The organism is Ferrimicrobium acidiphilum DSM 19497 (assembly GCF_000949255.1).
Taxonomy (GTDB): domain Bacteria; phylum Actinomycetota; class Acidimicrobiia; order Acidimicrobiales; family Acidimicrobiaceae; genus Ferrimicrobium; species Ferrimicrobium acidiphilum.
Genome location: NZ_JXUW01000048.1, coordinates 1 through 15,140, shown reverse-complemented (window position 1 = coordinate 15,140; position 15,140 = coordinate 1). Strand labels below are relative to the sequence as shown.

Annotated in this window: 15 protein-coding genes; 12 read left to right on the top strand and 3 right to left on the bottom strand. The window is 56.7% G+C overall.

Annotated elements, in window-relative coordinates; genetic code table 11:
* Positions 1 to 246 precede the first annotated feature (246 nt).
* Together FEAC_RS13860 and FEAC_RS13855 are read left to right on the top strand one after the other, a co-directional pair.
* Positions 247 to 984, top strand: coding sequence for a group II intron maturase-specific domain-containing protein (locus FEAC_RS13860; RefSeq protein ID WP_336433123.1), 738 nt, complete (start codon positions 247 to 249; stop codon positions 982 to 984).
* A gap of 29 nt (positions 985 to 1,013) precedes the next feature.
* The gene (locus FEAC_RS13855) at positions 1,014 to 1,637 is read left to right on the top strand and encodes a transposase (RefSeq protein ID WP_082055670.1); all 624 of its coding nucleotides are present in this window, start codon (positions 1,014 to 1,016) and stop codon (positions 1,635 to 1,637) included.
* Between the two features lie 48 nt (positions 1,638 to 1,685).
* Here the strand turns inward: FEAC_RS13855 and FEAC_RS13850 are convergent, their stop codons facing one another.
* A complete protein-coding gene (locus tag FEAC_RS13850; protein WP_035391722.1) occupies positions 1,686 to 2,057 on the bottom strand; it encodes a DUF805 domain-containing protein in 372 nt (123 codons plus the stop codon).
* A 66-nt stretch (positions 2,058 to 2,123) separates the two neighbouring features.
* Here FEAC_RS13850 and argC point away from each other — a divergent pair, with 66 nt between their 5' ends.
* The 8 genes from argC to argH all read left to right on the top strand — a co-directional run bounded on the left by argC (position 2,124) and on the right by argH (position 10,983).
* Positions 2,124 to 3,173, top strand: a complete 1,050-nt coding sequence (argC, locus tag FEAC_RS13845; RefSeq protein ID WP_081901267.1) for an N-acetyl-gamma-glutamyl-phosphate reductase — start codon at positions 2,124 to 2,126, stop codon at positions 3,171 to 3,173.
* Positions 3,170 to 4,351, top strand: coding sequence for a bifunctional glutamate N-acetyltransferase/amino-acid acetyltransferase ArgJ (gene argJ, locus FEAC_RS13840; protein WP_035391718.1), 1,182 nt, complete (start codon positions 3,170 to 3,172; stop codon positions 4,349 to 4,351). The genes argC and argJ overlap by 4 nt, the downstream gene beginning before the upstream one ends.
* Positions 4,348 to 5,217 carry an acetylglutamate kinase gene (gene argB, locus FEAC_RS13835; protein ID WP_035391716.1) on the top strand — a complete coding sequence of 290 codons (870 nt, stop codon included), beginning with the start codon at positions 4,348 to 4,350 and terminating at the stop codon, positions 5,215 to 5,217. The genes argJ and argB overlap by 4 nt, the downstream gene beginning before the upstream one ends.
* Entirely contained in the window at positions 5,214 to 6,368 is a 1,155-nt protein-coding gene (locus tag FEAC_RS13830) for an aspartate aminotransferase family protein (RefSeq protein ID WP_035391714.1), read from the top strand. Before argB ends, FEAC_RS13830 begins: the two co-directional genes overlap by 4 nt.
* Entirely contained in the window at positions 6,365 to 7,540 is a 1,176-nt protein-coding gene (locus FEAC_RS13825) for an ornithine carbamoyltransferase (RefSeq protein ID WP_052566562.1), read from the top strand. Before FEAC_RS13830 ends, FEAC_RS13825 begins: the two co-directional genes overlap by 4 nt.
* A complete protein-coding gene (argR, locus tag FEAC_RS13820; protein WP_035391712.1) occupies positions 7,540 to 8,007 on the top strand; it encodes an arginine repressor in 468 nt (155 codons plus the stop codon). Before FEAC_RS13825 ends, argR begins: the two co-directional genes overlap by 1 nt.
* A gap of 385 nt (positions 8,008 to 8,392) precedes the next feature.
* The gene (locus FEAC_RS13815) at positions 8,393 to 9,586 is read left to right on the top strand and encodes an argininosuccinate synthase (protein ID WP_035391710.1); all 1,194 of its coding nucleotides are present in this window, start codon (positions 8,393 to 8,395) and stop codon (positions 9,584 to 9,586) included.
* Positions 9,583 to 10,983 (top strand): argininosuccinate lyase, encoded by a 1,401-nt coding sequence (gene argH / locus FEAC_RS13810; protein ID WP_035391707.1) that lies wholly within the window; start codon positions 9,583 to 9,585, stop codon positions 10,981 to 10,983. Before FEAC_RS13815 ends, argH begins: the two co-directional genes overlap by 4 nt.
* Positions 10,984 to 11,517: 534 nt before the next feature.
* Here argH and FEAC_RS13805 read toward each other — a convergent pair.
* Positions 11,518 to 12,711 carry a glycosyltransferase family 2 protein gene (locus FEAC_RS13805; protein WP_035391706.1) on the bottom strand — a complete coding sequence of 398 codons (1,194 nt, stop codon included), beginning with the start codon at positions 12,709 to 12,711 and terminating at the stop codon, positions 11,518 to 11,520.
* A 138-nt stretch (positions 12,712 to 12,849) separates the two neighbouring features.
* Positions 12,850 to 13,749 (bottom strand): DMT family transporter, encoded by a 900-nt coding sequence (locus FEAC_RS13800; protein ID WP_152623277.1) that lies wholly within the window; start codon positions 13,747 to 13,749, stop codon positions 12,850 to 12,852.
* 444 nt (positions 13,750 to 14,193) lie between these two features.
* Here FEAC_RS13800 and FEAC_RS13795 point away from each other — a divergent pair, with 444 nt between their 5' ends.
* Complete coding sequence (locus tag FEAC_RS13795; RefSeq protein ID WP_082055669.1) at positions 14,194 to 14,586, top strand: IS110 family transposase; 393 nt, start codon at positions 14,194 to 14,196, stop codon at positions 14,584 to 14,586.
* Positions 14,573 to 15,140, top strand: a 568-nt coding sequence (locus FEAC_RS13790) for a transposase (RefSeq protein WP_160290424.1), incomplete at its 3' end; no start/stop codon positions are given. The genes FEAC_RS13795 and FEAC_RS13790, both read left to right, overlap by 14 nt.

The window sequence follows — 15,140 nt, the reverse complement described above, 5'->3', positions numbered from 1 at the left end:
TAGTAACTGATCGTCCCCTCGGTGTAGTGCAGCCGATGTAGCTCCTGCTCCAAGGCAGTGGTCAATTGGGAAAATGATTCAGACATGAAGTGATTGCCTCCTCAATGGGTTAGCGGGATCGCGAAGATCCTCCACTCCATTTTGACCCACAGCGGCGTTATGCGAAGCTGATGTGCCCATGGATACACCTTGACATGGGAGTATGTCCGTCAACTTCGCATAATCGTCTACTTCACATAAGGCGGCATCCTGTCACCACTACTTGCCAATATCGCACTCTCGGTACTCGACGAACACTTCGCCGAAGTCTGGGAGCGCGATATGGGAACTCGTTCTCAAAGAGCTACGCGCCGGAAGCACAAGGAGGCCACATACCGACTCATTCGGTATGCGGATGACTTTGTTGTAATGGTGCATGGAACTAAGGAACATACCGAGGCCTTGCGAGCCGAGGTTGCGGTGGTACTCTCCCAGGTAGGTCTACGCCTATCACCGGAGAAGACGATGACCGTCCACATTGACGAGGGGTTTGACTTTCTCGGCTTTCGCATCCAGCGACAGACCAAGAGAGGATCAAACAAGGCATACGTCTATACCTGGCCGTCGAAGAAGTCGCTCTCCTCGATCAAAGCCAAGGTTAAGGCGATTACCAAACAGGGAACGAATAACCCGCTCTCTAGTCTCTTGCGCCAGATTAATGGTGTTCTGAGGGGCTGGACAAACTACTTCCGACATGGCGTATCCAAAGATAGCTTTGCCTACCTACACCAGTACACCTGGCTAAGGGTAGTGCACTGGCTACGGCGGAAATATCGCCGTGCGAACTGGGGGTGGTTGCGACGGCATTACCTGGCCAACGCCTGGATGCCCGAGCAAGACGGTGAAGTACTCTTTGACTGCAGGTCAGTCCAAGTGACCCGTTACCGCTATCGTGGTGCGGCAATCCCTTCACCGTGGGCGGGGATAGAGGAGAAGGCATCTTAGCCAGATGGCATGGGTTCGGGGAGAGCCGGATGCGGTGGAAGTCGCAAGTCCGGTTCGGAGGGCGGACCAGAGAAACCCACCAGCGGAAACGTTGGCAGGGCGCTCTGGTTCGACCCTACTTGGGAACCGAGGCCCTAGAGGAGGTACGAAAGGATCTTTGGCGGGAGATGAGAAAGCTTCCCTCTCCTGTCTATGCCCGTAAGTTCGCCGGGGCAAGGTGGGCACTGTTGAAGAATCCAGGAACCCTAACCAAACGTCAGGGACTAGCCCTCTTAGCTGTCAAACAACGAGGGGGAGCCCTATGGCGAGCTTATGAGATGAAGGAGTCCTTACGGGTGATCTTTGCTGGAGACCTCGAAATCGACGAGGTGAATGAGATGCTCGATCACTGGTGCAAGCGAGCCTCACGCTCACGACTATCAAGTTTCATCCGACTCTCAAAGACCATCCGAACTCATCGAGACGGGATACTTGCCTCCGCCATACTTGGGGTATCCAATGGAAGGGTCGAGGGACTCAACACCAAAGTTCGCTCCATCATTGCCCGCTCGTATGGGTTTCACTCCGCCAAGGCTACCCTCGCACTGGTGATGCTAGCTTGTGGACCGATTGACTTAAAGTTACCCTATGAAAGGGCGAGTTTATCCACATGAATGTCAATAGAGCCCATAATCCGTCGTGAGGTTTCACCGATAGATGATTCAATAACTTCGAATCTTACCTGGACTTGAGGGTGGACCCCATCTGTTTTCGCTTGGATTAGAGGGTAGTGCTAGGAAGACTAGTAGAACTATCGGTCCTGCTAAGGGCACTAGGCAGATAAACCACCACCATCCGTGACGATTGGTGTCGTGTAGACGCCTTATCGTGAGTGCAAGGCCTGGTATAAAGGCTGCGATGCTGTAGAGGTCTGCGATGGTCGAGGCAAGCGAGGAGTGTGCGGTGGTAAAGAGAAAGATGATCGACAGCGCCAGGTTGATCACCATCGCCTTCCAGTAGGCACTGCGATCCGCCCTCCCTCTGAAGTTTGTATAGTTGAGCCACATCTGCTCATAGGCCTGGATGAAGGTCATCGGTTTCTGTTCCTCCTGTCAAGTATTTATTCTAGCGGTTGGTGCTTTCTCGATATCGATGATGGTATGAATATACGTAGAGACGTATACTTATCTACGATGAAGGTTGTTATATTGGGAGTATCTGGTTACACCGGGCAGGTTCTGGCACAGCTTGTGCTTCGACATCCCGGGTTGGAACTCACAGGAGTACACGGGCACGATTCAGCGGGTGAGTCTCTTGGCTCGATAGTTCCGGGTTCGGAGCCTCGTTTTGGCGGCATTATTGAGCCAATTGGTTCTGATCTAGGGGATGCCGAGGTTGTGTTGTTGGCTCTACCTCATGGCGTCAGTCAGATGCTTGCCCCTAAGCTCCTCGATGAGGGCAGAATCGTGGTCGATTTGGGTGCAGACTTTCGCTTTGCTGATGAGGCTGACTATGAGTTTTGGTATCGATCACACCACCAATCGCCGGAGCTTCTCAAGCGCCGGATCTACGGTTTGGTCGAGGTAACTCGCCAGGATCTGCCGGCTGCACGTTTGATTGCTGTACCTGGTTGCTATGTGACCGCTGCGAGCTTAGGCCTGTGGCCTTTGGTAGTACGATCCTTGATCAGTGATGATCTAGTTATCGTCGATGGGTATTCTGGTGTCTCTGGTGCTGGGAAAAGTCCGAAGGCATCAACTCATTTTGTGAGTGTCAATGAGAACCTGTCTGCCTATGGCCTGCTCGATCATCGTCACACCGGCGAGATGGAGATGAATCTTGGAAGAAGAGTGCTGTTTACTCCCCACCTCGCCCCCATTAGCCGAGGCATTCTAGCCACCTCCTATGCGCTACCTGATCAGGTGAAGACGCCGATTATGGGCGATGAGTTGTTGGAGCTCTATCGTGGGGTCTATGCCGACTCACCTTTCGTTCGCGTGACCGAGCAACCGCCGGGAACCCGACAGGTACAGGGAACTAACTTTATCGCCATCCATCCGGTCTATGACCCACGAACGAACCGGTATGTCGTCATCTCCGCGATCGATAACCTTGTCAAGGGAGCAGCTGGACAGGCGATTCAGGCGTTGAACGTCTCCCAGGGATGGCCTGAGGAACTTGGACTTGATCAGATTGGAGTTTGGCCATGAGCGTGACCTTCCCGGAGGGGATTCGGGCTGCAGGTGTGGGTGCTGGAATCAAGGAGGGTGGGGCTCTCGACCTCTCCTTCGTTGGCTTCACCGATGGAATGGCTCACATCGGCGCTGCGGTCTTTACCCAAAGTGGAGCTGCTGCTGCACCAGTGCTTGTATCGCGTGCCCATCTCGATCAGACGAAGGGTCGACTGCGAGGAGTGCTCCTGTCGTCTGGGAATGCGAATGCGCTCACCGGGGATGCTGGACAGCAGGCGGCAGAGCTCATGGCCGCAGCCTGTGCGGAGCATCTCGGTGGCGAAGAACACGAGTATTTAGTCTGTTCGACCGGGTTGATAGGGATCCCGTTTCCGGCCGACCGAATTCGACCCGGAGTTGAGCTCATAGCAGAAGAGATGGGAACCGACCCGCGTGCGGGAGAGCGAGCTGCTCACGCCATTCGTACAACCGACACGTTTGCAAAACAGGCTGAGGTGGCTGGGATAGGTTTCCGGGTGGGAGGCATGGCCAAAGGGGCTGCTATGATCGCGCCGAACATGGCGACCATGTTGTGCGTACTCACCACAGACGCTACGGTCTCAGCTGAACGGGCGCAGAGTGCTCTTGGTTGGGTAGTCGATCAGACCTTCAACCGGATCACCATCGACGGATGTACCTCAACCAATGATACCGTCGTCTTGCTAGCCTCCGAGGTGGGTGCCGAGCCCGGGCCAGACTTCGAGGAACGACTCCTCGAGGTGGCTGCCAAGCTGGCGTACTCTATAGTCTCCGACGCTGAAGGCGGGAGTCGAGTCGGCAGAATTCGGGTAGTTGGGGGTGCGAGCGTGGCTGAAGCCGAGCTCGCCGCTAGAGGTGTCGCCAGCTCTCTGCTGGTGAAGTGCTCGCTGCTTGGAGGAGACCCGTACTGGGGCCGCGTCTTGGCTGAGGTTGGAGCTGCTCTTCCTGGGGTTGATATCTCCTCGGTCTCGGTCTCCTATCAAGGGGTCAAGGTGTGTGAGGGCGGAGTGGAGTCGGCCTCCCGTCTGAGTTTGGCCGATCGTCGTCGTCTCGATCATCGAATGGGGGAGCGTGAGATCGTGGTCGAGATCGATCTTGGTCAGGGTCAGGACACGGTTGAGGTGTTGACATCCGATATCGGCCACGGTTACCTAGAGGAGAATCGAGGGACTTCGTGATTACCTCGGACCCACATCTGCGGGCGCGCACATTGGTTGAGGCGCTTCCCTATATCCGCCGGTTTCATGATGAGATTATCGTGATTAAATACGGAGGGAATGTGCTGAGCGATGCCGGTAGTTCGCTCACCGAGCTCGCTGAGGACGTTGCCCTCATGCGCTCAGTTGGTATGCGGCCGGTCATCGTGCATGGCGGAGGACCTCAGATCGATGATCTCGCCGACCGACTCGGTCTCGTCCCCTCTTTCGTCGATGGGCTGCGGGTGACCGATGCCGCGATGCTCGAGGTGGTTCGGATGGCGTTACTTGGGACCGTGAACCCAGCCATTGTTACAGCGCTAGGGTGCCAAGGTGCCGCGGCGGTAGGGCTCTCTGGAGCCGATAGCTCGTTGGCTATGGCGTCTCGGATCTCGACTGATCTCGGTTTTGTGGGCAGTATAAATAGGGTACAAACTGGAGTGGTCGCAGAGCTCGTCCAGGCAGGGGTGATTCCGGTGGTGGCGAGTCTTGGGGTTGAGACCGGTGGACAACTCCTCAACGTCAATGCCGACTCCTTCGCCTCTGCACTGGCAGTGGCTCTTGGGGCGGCCAAGTTAATCTTTCTCACCAACATCTCTGGCCTGTTGGCCGAGATCGACGACTCGGACTCGCTGATAGCGCAGGCAGCAGTCGACCAGGTCCAGGGCCTAATAGATAACGGCAAGATCCGTGGGGGCATGATACCCAAGGTGACGGCTGCGCTCGATGCATCGATGGGTGGTGTGGAAAGGGTCCATCTGATCGACGGGACGGTTCCTCACTCGCTATTGTTGGAGTTACTCACCGACGAGGGGGTCGGCACGATGATCGTAGGAGGTTCTCGATGACTGGTAGATTGCTAGAGCTCTATGGGACGCCGATGGCAAATATAGTCAGAGGGGAGGGTGCCTGGCTGTTTGATGATCAAGGTCGTCGCTATCTCGATTTTCTCTCGGGTATCGCGGTCACCTCGCTCGGTCATAGCAACCCCTCCATTCAAGAGGCACTCGTTGACCAGCTCTCTAGGGTTCTTCACACCTCGAACTTCTTTACCACGCCGGCCGGACTCCAGGCGGCAGCCAAGATCGGCGAGATTGCACCGTTCGAGGATGCGGCTGTCTTCTTCTGCAACTCTGGTGCCGAAGCCATCGAGGCTGCGCTCAAGCTTCTAAGGCGTGCTCGCCCGGATCGACCGAAGGTGGTGGTGCTAGCGGGATCGTTCCACGGACGCACCTTTGGTGCCCTGTCGGCCACCATGCAGCCAAAGAAGCAGGAGTCGTTTAAGCCGTTGCTCTCAGGGTTCATCGAGGTTCCCTTGAACGATGTTGGTTCCCTCAGTCGAGCCCTTGATGATCCGGAGGTTGGCGCGGTCCTGTTCGAGCCGATCCTTGGTGAGGCGGGGGTATACCCACTCGATGATGGCTTCGCTGAGGTGCTGATACAGGCGCAGCGAGATCGCGGAGTGTTGCTGGTGGCGGATGAGATCCAGACTGGCTTATGCCGAACTGGAGAGTGGCTCGGGGTCTCTCACTATGGCATTGTGCCCGATGCATTTACGTTGGCCAAGGCGCTTGGCAACGGCATTCCGATAGGGGCACTAGTGGTTAAGCCGGAGGTCGGAGCCACTCTACAGCCTGGAGATCATGGATCTACCTTTGGGGGCAACCCGGTCGCAACCACGGCTGCGGTTGCGGTGATCGAATTTATGCAGCGCTCGGATATTGCAGAACGTGTTCGCCATCTAGCCAGTGTTGTGTTTCCGCTGCTCAAACCACTCGCTGGTGTGACAAGGGTCGAGGGTCGAGGATTGATGTTCGGGCTACAGCTCGAGGCTCCAGTCGCCCAAGAGGTTGTGAATCGGGCGCTGGCATCGGGTCTGATCATCAATGCCCCCAAAACGGATCGCTTGAGGCTGCTGCCACCTCTGATCATCTCGGAGCCAGAATTACGACAGGGCTGCGAGATACTCGGAAGCGTTCTCGAGGAGGTAATGGGATGATCATCGACGACATCGATGCGCTCTCGGTGGAGCAGATTCTCTGGCTCCTTCATCCTCCTGGTGAGGGTATCCTCCCGGTAAAGAGTTGGGACCCTGAGTCGACGAATCCAACGACCACGCTTGGTTCGCGAGTTGAGCCAACTGCATGCACTGACTCGCCGGCAACCGGCCTAGGGAGAGCACACCCGGATCGTATGGAGTCGGGCGAGCTGATGCCGAAGACGGGAGAGACTCCAGTCCCCAAGGGTGATCGTGATCTTGAGAGTTCAACCCAGGCACTGGGAGATCCAGACCGAGCTGTGAATGCCTTCTTAGGCTCGGACCGATTTATAGGTGCGACGATGGCAGGAGTCTTTGAACATCCTTCGCTTCGGACTCGTTCGGCCTTTGCTGGTGCTGCTTATGCGGTAGGCGCCTTGCCTGTCTTTTTCGTCGGCGATGAGATAGGGATCGATAGCCGCGAGACCGCTGAGGACATCGCCCACCTGCTCTGCGAGCATCACCAGCTCATCGGAGCTCGTCTTCAACATCATGAGACCTTCCGTCGGATGGCTGAGGTCGCCTCAGAGTATCGGCGTCCGCTCGTAAATTTGCTCACTGATTGGGCGCACCCCACACAAGCCATCGCTGACGTGATCACGATTGTCGAGCGACTCAAGATCGATCTTCGAGAGCCGATTCCCAACCTTCGAATCGCCTACCTAGGTGACGCAAACAACGTGGCACGATCGCTCGTGAAGGCCGCGACTGCCATCGGGTGGGATGTCACTGTAGCCGCTCCCGCCGGTCACCAGTTTGGTGTCGATGACCTCGCGAGTTTTGAGACCTTTAGAAGGCTCTGCAAATCTGAGGCACGGGTAGAGCTCACAGATGACCCGAGCGCCGCGGTGCGCGAGGCACAGGTTCTATACACCGATGTCTGGGTCTCGATGGGAGCAGACGGATATGGTGCTAACGGAGCAGTCGACGAGTTTCGTGGCTTTGCGATCGACGAGAAGCTGTTGCTGAGCGCTCCAGAGGACGCGTTCGTAATGCACTGTCTTCCTGCCCATCGTGGAATGGAGATCGCTGCTTCGGTGATTGATTCTGAGCGCTCAGCGGTCTGGGCACAGGCAAAAAACCGATTGGTGGCTATGGAACGGCTGTTCCGGCTTATCAGCGAGGAGGACTAATGGCAAAGAATCAGCGTCAGTATCGGATCGCCAAGCTGATCAGCCAAGCTCCAATCTCGGCACAGCAACAGTTGGTGGACATGTTGGCCGAAGAGGGTATAACGGCTACCCAAGCTACCGTATCGCGAGATTTGGACGAACTTGGTGCGATCAAAGTTAAGGGTCCGGGAGGGGCGAGCATCTACGCTATCCCTGACCTACCCAGGGATCAGATCAGTACCGAGGGGTACCTCAAGCGAGTTTTGGGAGAGTGGGTCGTCGAGGTCGTCAACTCCGGTGATCTGGTCATGTTAAAGACCCCACCGGGCTGCGCTCATGTCGTCGCATCCGCCCTCGATCGGACACGACCAGACGGTGTGCTCGGCACGGTAGCCGGTGATGACACGGTGCTGATCCTCGCCGACCAACCCATGGGCGGGGCTCACCTTGCCAAGCTGATGCGTGACGTTGCAGGTCTGCCGAGTTGACTCGGCTCTGAGTCCATCGGAGACGGATATTTGATGACCGGATAGGAAGAGAAGGCGCTGTAGCGCGGTGCCTGTCCGGCAATTCTCCGGTGCCCGAGTCGCCGCCGAGTATTGGGCGTTGACATTCAGGATTGTGCTAGCTGGGTTGAGACGCTAGTGGAGGAGTCAGCTAGTGGTTGGTTGTTCGATTAGCTGGAGATAGATGGGTTACCTGCAGCCTTAGCGATCCGCTTGGGTAGGTATTAGGCTCGCTGAGACGGGAGGCGTCGGCTAAACCAATTGGTGTCGCCCCGTCGGCTCTAGAGGTTATAGAGAGTGTTCACCGGTGGACAGGCACTAGGTGTGACCGATAAGTTTTGGTTTGATCTTACAACGAGGAGATGTGATGGCAAAGACAGTAGTGCTCGCCTATTCGGGGGGGCTTGACACCTCGGTGGCGCTGAAGTGGCTCCAGGTAGAGAAGGGGTACGAGGTGATCGCGTGCTCGGTCGACGTTGGCCAGCAAGAGGACCTCACTGAGGTGCGGGCTCGCGCACTAGCGACTGGGGCCAAGATAGCTGAGGTCGTCGAGGTGCAAGAGGAGTTCGCCAATGAGTTCATCGCTCGTGCCATACGCGCTGGAGCGCTCTATGAGAACCGCTACCCACTCGTCTCCTCGCTCTCTCGCCCGATCATCTCAAAGCACCTGGTCGAGGTGGCGCGTCGCTATGGCGCGGACGCTGTCGCTCACGGCTGTACCGGCAAGGGCAACGATCAGGTTCGCTTCGAGGTGGCGATTCGAACACTTGCTCCCGAACTTGAGGTGCTCGCTCCGGTTCGCGAGTGGGGCTTTGCTCGTGAAGATACTATCGATTATGGACTAGCCAACGGTGTGCAGGTGAACGCCAATCGGGCGAACCCGTATTCGATCGATCAGAACCTCTGGGGGCGAGCTATTGAGTGCGGCGAGATGGAGGATCCCTGGAACTCTCCGCCATCGGATATCTATGCCTACACCGTGCCGCATGGGTCGGTTCCAGACAGTGTGGTGATCGGGTTCAATAAAGGGGTCCCAGTCTCGCTCGACGGAGAGGAGATGCCTCTCTACCTCCTCATCACCCGCCTGAACGCGATCGCCGGAAGTTATGGGATTGGTCGCATCGACATGGTGGAGAACCGTCGAGTGGGGATAAAGTCGAGAGAGGTCTATGAGGCTCCGGCGGCGACGGTCCTTCTCGAGGCACATCGTCAGCTTGAGGACATTACGCTAGAACGCGAGCTCGCTCACACCAAGATCGAGCTCGGACTGCAGTGGGCGACATTGGTCTACGATGGTCTTTGGTACTCGCCGCTGCGGATGGCGTTCGATGCCTTCATGGAGGAGGCATCATCGGTGGTCACCGGAGAGGTGCGGGTTCGATTCTCACCGAATGGTTTTGTCGTCGATGGGAGACGCAGCCCTCTCTCGCTCTACGACTACGAGCTCGCCACCTATGCCAGGGCCGATACCTTCAACCACCTCGACGCCGAGGGATTTGTGAAGATCTTCGGTCTCGGGCTTGAGACTTGGTCGAAGCGACAGGGTAGAGTACAGCCATGACCCTATGGCAGAGCCGGCTGAGCGCACCCCCAGCGGATGCGCTTCTCGCCTTCACTGAGAGCCTCTCGTTCGATCAGAAGCTTTGGCGCTTTGATATCCAAGGATCCAGAGCGCACGTGCATGGACTAACTCGAGCCAAGCTGCTAGATGAGGAGGAGAGCGCCTCGCTCCTCGAGGCGCTTGACTCCGTCTACTCCGAGCTTGAGACTGGCAATTTCAGATTCCTCCCATCGGATGAGGATATTCATACTGCCGTCGAGCGACGGGTGACCGAGCTGATTGGAGATGTTGGCGCCAAACTCCACTCCGGCCGCTCTCGTAACGACCAGATAGCCCTCGATCTCCGCCTCTACGCACGGAGTGCGATCTCCGCCATCTCTCATGGAGTGGTCGAGTTCCTATCGATGATCGCCGATGTAGCTGAAGCTGCTGGCGATGCAGTGATGCCCGGCTACACCCATACCCAACGAGCCCAGCCGGTGCCGATAGGCCACTACCTCCTGGCGCACGGTTGGGCTATGCGCCGTGATCTCGATCGACTGCTAGCGGCCTACGGCCGTATGGATGTCTCACCACTTGGCGCAGGCGCCCTTGCAGGCACCACATTAGCAATCGACCCGGAGTTTACCGCAAACGAACTCGGCTTCGCGACTGCCTTCCTAAACAGTTTCGATGCGGTATCTGATAGAGACTTCATCGTGGAGATCCTCTTCAACATCGCTCTGTTGGGAGTACATCTCTCTCGCTTTGCCGAGGAGATCGTCATGTTCACCACCGAGGAGTTTGGCTTCTTTCGCCTCGATGATGCCTACTCGACTGGATCATCGATGTTGCCACAGAAGAAGAACCCTGATATCGCCGAGCTTGCTCGTGGTAAGACTGGTCGCTACGTCGGCAACTTAGTCTCTCTGCTCGTCACCTTGAAGGGCACTCCCTTGACCTATAACCGCGACCTCCAGGAGGACAAGGAGCCACTCTTTGACTCCGTGGAGCAGATGACGCGTGAGCTTGTCGCCTTTCAGGGCATGGTATCTACGATGACCTTCGACTACGAACGACTGCGCCAGGCGGCCTCGTCGGAGTATCTGCAAGCGATCGATATCGCTGAGTATCTGGTGACCAACGGTGTTCCTTTTCGTCGAGCCCATGGGGTCGCAGCTGGTCTTGTGCGCGACTCGCTGGAGCGGAGGGTTCCGCTTAGGGAGCTCGTCGGAGCGCACCCTCAGCTCGGAGAGGAGGCGATGTCTCTCATCGAGGCAGATGCTGCGGTTCGCCGCCGATCTGCAGCAGGTGGCGCATCGATTGACTCCGTGGTTGCACAGCTAAAGCGCTATCGCCAGGAGCTACACGACCTCAGGGGTTTGGTGGCAACGCTAAACACCAATCCTGTCGAATAGTAGGACTTAGCTGTCAGCGGATTAAAGCAAGGAAGAGTGATCGCTCTAATGGCGTGCTCGACGCCGAGTGGGACTAACTGAGACGTCGCAAACTATCTTCGTAACTGTGTTGTTTCGGCAGCGAACCGGCTCCGCTTGTGCACAAACTCTGCCTTTCTAGCTGCTTGCCAAGACGAGTTCAGTCGATAGCATTGCGAAATTAGGCGACCAAGAGGCACCGATGTGCTCGCGGACTCGTCATCATGGGATGGAGTTTCTATAGCTTGGATCTGCACTCAGTCTTGCGAACTGATCCTTGGAACTAGAGGTGACCAGTTGGTGCGGCGTCGCAGCGGTGATGAGGCTTGCGCGATTGGCCGCATAACCCAGATAAAGCGCGATCTATGAGTGTGGCGTCTACTCGGGGGATAGCCAACCTGATCGACACCTGGATGGGTTGCTTTCTCGGAGGGACTGCTCGCAGAGCCGCCGCGGTGGGCTGGTACGACCAGCGGTCGCTATGCGATATGGATGCAATCACGGATCTGTGCCATCCTAAGTCTCGAGGGCTAGAGAGAGCCAGAGGCCAATCGAGTAGGCGAGGTCATAGATCGTCTTTGTGACTCCTTGGTGTACAAGTTCGAGGAGTAGGGCAGTGATCAACCCACGACGAATCCTTCGTGATCCGAGAGCTAGCAGCGCCATCGGTAGACCAAACTGGCGAACGATAAGCGAGGCATTGGCGATAACCTGTGTATCGAGGAGGAGGAGCGCCGCCTTTGTGCGTTGCTCCGGTGTCAATCGATGTTTGAGCTGGCTCGTCCTCTTCAGGGCGGTAATGGCCGCCATGGTAAATGGTGCAATGACTATCCAGCCCAATGCTGGCATATCCCTCAAACGAGGTGTCAACGTCAATCGTGTTCTTCTGCGCAGGTGGCCAACTGAGTAGCCATAGCTTGCCGCTTTTGCCAGCCTGGTGGCGAGTGACTGCGGGTGATGGACGGCGATACAACTGGGAGCATAAATCGCCCATCGGCCAAGGGCACAGATGCGAGCGATAAGGTCGACATCCTCTCCAAGGCGTAGGTCTTCGGCAAAACCAGCAACCAGCTCAAAACTCGATCTGTCTATAGCGAGGACGGCGCCAGGTAGATGGTTTAGGTGCTTGCCATCTACCTCGGTGGGATCGGGACCCAGGTCGAGTGGTGAGGGGTGCCCACTCTCGATCACGCGTGGGGCGAGTGCTGCGATCTGATTACTGCCAAGCATAGAGATCAGTTCGAAGAGGCTTTCATCGATGCTAGCTATGTCGGCATCGACAAAGACTAGGACCTCGTTGCTACTCTGCTCCGCTCCGAGATTGCGTGCGCCAGCCGGGCCGAGCGCTATTTCGTTACGGATGACGGTCGCTCCCTCAACCGTAATAGGCTGATCGGAGCCGTCGTCAACGACGATAACCTCCTGAACCCAAGGAGAACTGGCGAGGTTGCCAACCAGGTCGTCAAAGCTGTCGGCTGGAGGGTTGCGTGCGGGTATGACGACCGATACCGTAGGCCGCCTAGGCGATAGTGGAGACAGCGTTGCGACCCCAGCGGAGATCAATGGTCGATAGCGGCGTAGGTCGTCTGTGCTGAATCGATGAGGGAGGTCGCCGGTGATCGCAAGTAACGATCCCCCTCTTGGGTCGAAGACGATCGTGCCTAGCCGATGACCTGGGTGAGTGGTGAGTTCGAGGTCTGTGTCACTCATGATAAGTCGTTGTATCCACCGCCATCATCGAGCCTTGCTTCATTGGCTATCCACTAGAGGTCTGCCACGCATTTCGTAGAGGATCTGTGTTGTAGATCTCGGTTGACCAGACCCCAGGGTGGTTGCGGAGCTGCAACCTCATGGCATCGGCTCTAGCGCGAGCGGTGGCTTGCGCTCGACGACAGCAAGAGTGACGCCAGCACACACGAGAACGGCTCCAAGGAGTGTACCGATTGACACCGTCTCCCCCAATAACACGATGCCTAGAACGATGCCTACTAGCGGCTGAAAAAGCAACAGGACGCCACCACGCGAGGCGCTGACGTGTTTGAAACCCCACACCCAGAGGAAGAATGCAAGCGCCATTCCAATGACGCTGATGTAGAGCACCTCTCCCCAGCCGGCGAGGTTCATGGGTAGGGGATGACGAGCATGCAGGTAGGCGATGCTCGCGAACGGAAGCGATGTGATCGCCCCAACCGTGCAAGCTATGGTAACCACAGTGAGCGCCGAGTAGCGAGTAAGCAGAGAGGTCGATCCTATGGTGTAGATCGACCAACAGACGGCGGCGACCAGCAGGAGTGAGACTCCAAGCGCTGTGTCCTTGCCAGGCGCTGGGGTGCCGACGATCACGACGACTCCGACGAAGGCGATCCCAATCGCAAGCCATCGGCGTGTCGGGACATGCTCCTTGAGGACCAGGGCGCCAAGGAGTGCTATCAGAACCGGAGATGACGCGGTGACCAGCGAACCAAGGGCTGCACCGGCAGCGTGAGTTCCATAGAACTGAAACCCGATCGAGACGCTAAAGCCGATGATGCCAACTCCGAACATCGGAAGATAGTCGTGTCGATCGATGTGAAGTTGACGGTGGCGGGCTGCGATGGCTAACAGGATTATAGCAGAGATGCCCTCACGGAATTCGAGCACCACCAACGGTGGCATAGTGCGCATGAGCGCATCACTCGCCACGTACATTCCACCCCAGATTGCAGAGGAGAGTGCCAGCGCCAAAAACCCCTGTGTACTTGCCTTCACCGCAGGTCAGTCTAGTGTTTGTGCACTCGCATCTGGAGCTAGAAGTGTGGGTTTATCTCAATCGGAGTGGCAGACGCTAGCGATGAAAGACGATGGCGGTTGCGATTCCTGAGGCTCAAGGTTTTGCGAGCATAATTCTTCTGTTGTGATGCATTATCGTTGGCGTTGCGAAGTTGTTGGCGTTGCTGACGGCGGTGGCGCCAGGACAGCGAAATCGCTTTAGTCCTGATGAACTAGCGAACACCACAAATGCATGTAATGCTTGTATTGGACCGTCTCGTGAGTCATCGAACGTTTCTTGCAGCCTTGGTTGCGCGCCTTTAGTCTGATGCGGGGAATCAGGAGGACTAATTATTGTCGCCTCGAGCACGAACTTTAGATTTCGCTTTCTTGTAGTCCCCCTGGCGAGACGGCCCCTTGAAACACCAAGGAGGTGGTTGTTAGTTGAAGGAGATAGCAAATAAAGTGGGGGGCCTTGATGTCCACCGTGACACCGTCGTTGCGTGCACGCGAGTTCGAGAGCCAGATGGCATGGTTACCCTTTCCAAGGAGACGTTCAACACGACACGCAAAGGATTAGAGGACTTGGCCCGGTTCCTCGTCGATGCTGGAGTGTCAACCGTGGTGATGGAGGCGACCGGCGTATATTGGAAGCCGGTGTACTACGCATTGGAGGGACTCTTCCCCCAACTCTGGCTCTGTAACGCACAACATGTGAAGAACGTACCTGGCAGAAAGACGGATCTCTCGGATGCCGAGTGGCTCGCAGATGTCGCAGCCCATGGCATGGTACGACCAAGCTTTGTGCCTCCACCTGAGATCCGTGAACTTTGCTGAGTTGACCCGATATCGCAAGACCCAGGTCGATGCCAGGGCGAGGGAGATCCAACGCCTCGAGAAGGTTCTCCAAGATGCTGGCATCAAGCTCACCTCGGTCGCCTCTGCGGTATGGAGCGCCTCATCGAGGGAGATCATCGAGGCCCTCATTGCGGGAGAACGAGATCCCGCAGTTCTGGCCCAGATGGCCAAGTCCAGGATGCGGGCCAAGATCCCTCAACTCGAGGAGGCACTCTATGGACACTTCGGAGCCCACCATGCCTTCGTCGCCAAACAGATCATCGACCATATCGACTATCTGGACTCTGCTATCGGGGCACTCACCCAAGAGATCTGCGAGCGTCTCCTCCCTTTTGAGCCTGCCGTCGCCTTGGTCGCATCTATTCCGGGAATCTCTACCATCACAGCTCAGGTGATCATAGCTGAGACTGGAGGTGATATGTCGAGGTTCCCAACTGCTGAACATCTATGTGCCTGGGCTGGACTAGCACCTGCTAGTTATGAGTCAGCCGGCAAGCGAAAGCCAGCAGGTACCAGACATGGATCTACGTCGT

What these genes read in the sequence shown, in the direction of transcription:
- FEAC_RS13825 (WP_052566562.1), top strand. Translation starts at nt 6,365, where the DNA reads ATGATCATCGACGACATCGATGCGCTCTCGGTGGAGCAGATTCTCTGG.
- argH (WP_035391707.1), top strand. Translation starts at nt 9,583, where the DNA reads ATGACCCTATGGCAGAGCCGGCTGAGCGCACCCCCAGCGGATGCGCTT.
- argC (WP_081901267.1), top strand. Translation starts at nt 2,124, where the DNA reads ATGAATATACGTAGAGACGTATACTTATCTACGATGAAGGTTGTTATA.
- argJ (WP_035391718.1), top strand. Translation starts at nt 3,170, where the DNA reads ATGAGCGTGACCTTCCCGGAGGGGATTCGGGCTGCAGGTGTGGGTGCT.
- FEAC_RS13855 (WP_082055670.1), top strand. Translation starts at nt 1,014, where the DNA reads ATGCGGTGGAAGTCGCAAGTCCGGTTCGGAGGGCGGACCAGAGAAACC.
- argR (WP_035391712.1), top strand. Translation starts at nt 7,540, where the DNA reads ATGGCAAAGAATCAGCGTCAGTATCGGATCGCCAAGCTGATCAGCCAA.
- FEAC_RS13830 (WP_035391714.1), top strand. Translation starts at nt 5,214, where the DNA reads ATGACTGGTAGATTGCTAGAGCTCTATGGGACGCCGATGGCAAATATA.
- FEAC_RS13815 (WP_035391710.1), top strand. Translation starts at nt 8,393, where the DNA reads ATGGCAAAGACAGTAGTGCTCGCCTATTCGGGGGGGCTTGACACCTCG.
- FEAC_RS13850 (WP_035391722.1), bottom strand. Translation starts at nt 2,057, where the DNA reads ATGACCTTCATCCAGGCCTATGAGCAGATGTGGCTCAACTATACAAAC.
- FEAC_RS13805 (WP_035391706.1), bottom strand. Translation starts at nt 12,711, where the DNA reads ATGAGTGACACAGACCTCGAACTCACCACTCACCCAGGTCATCGGCTA.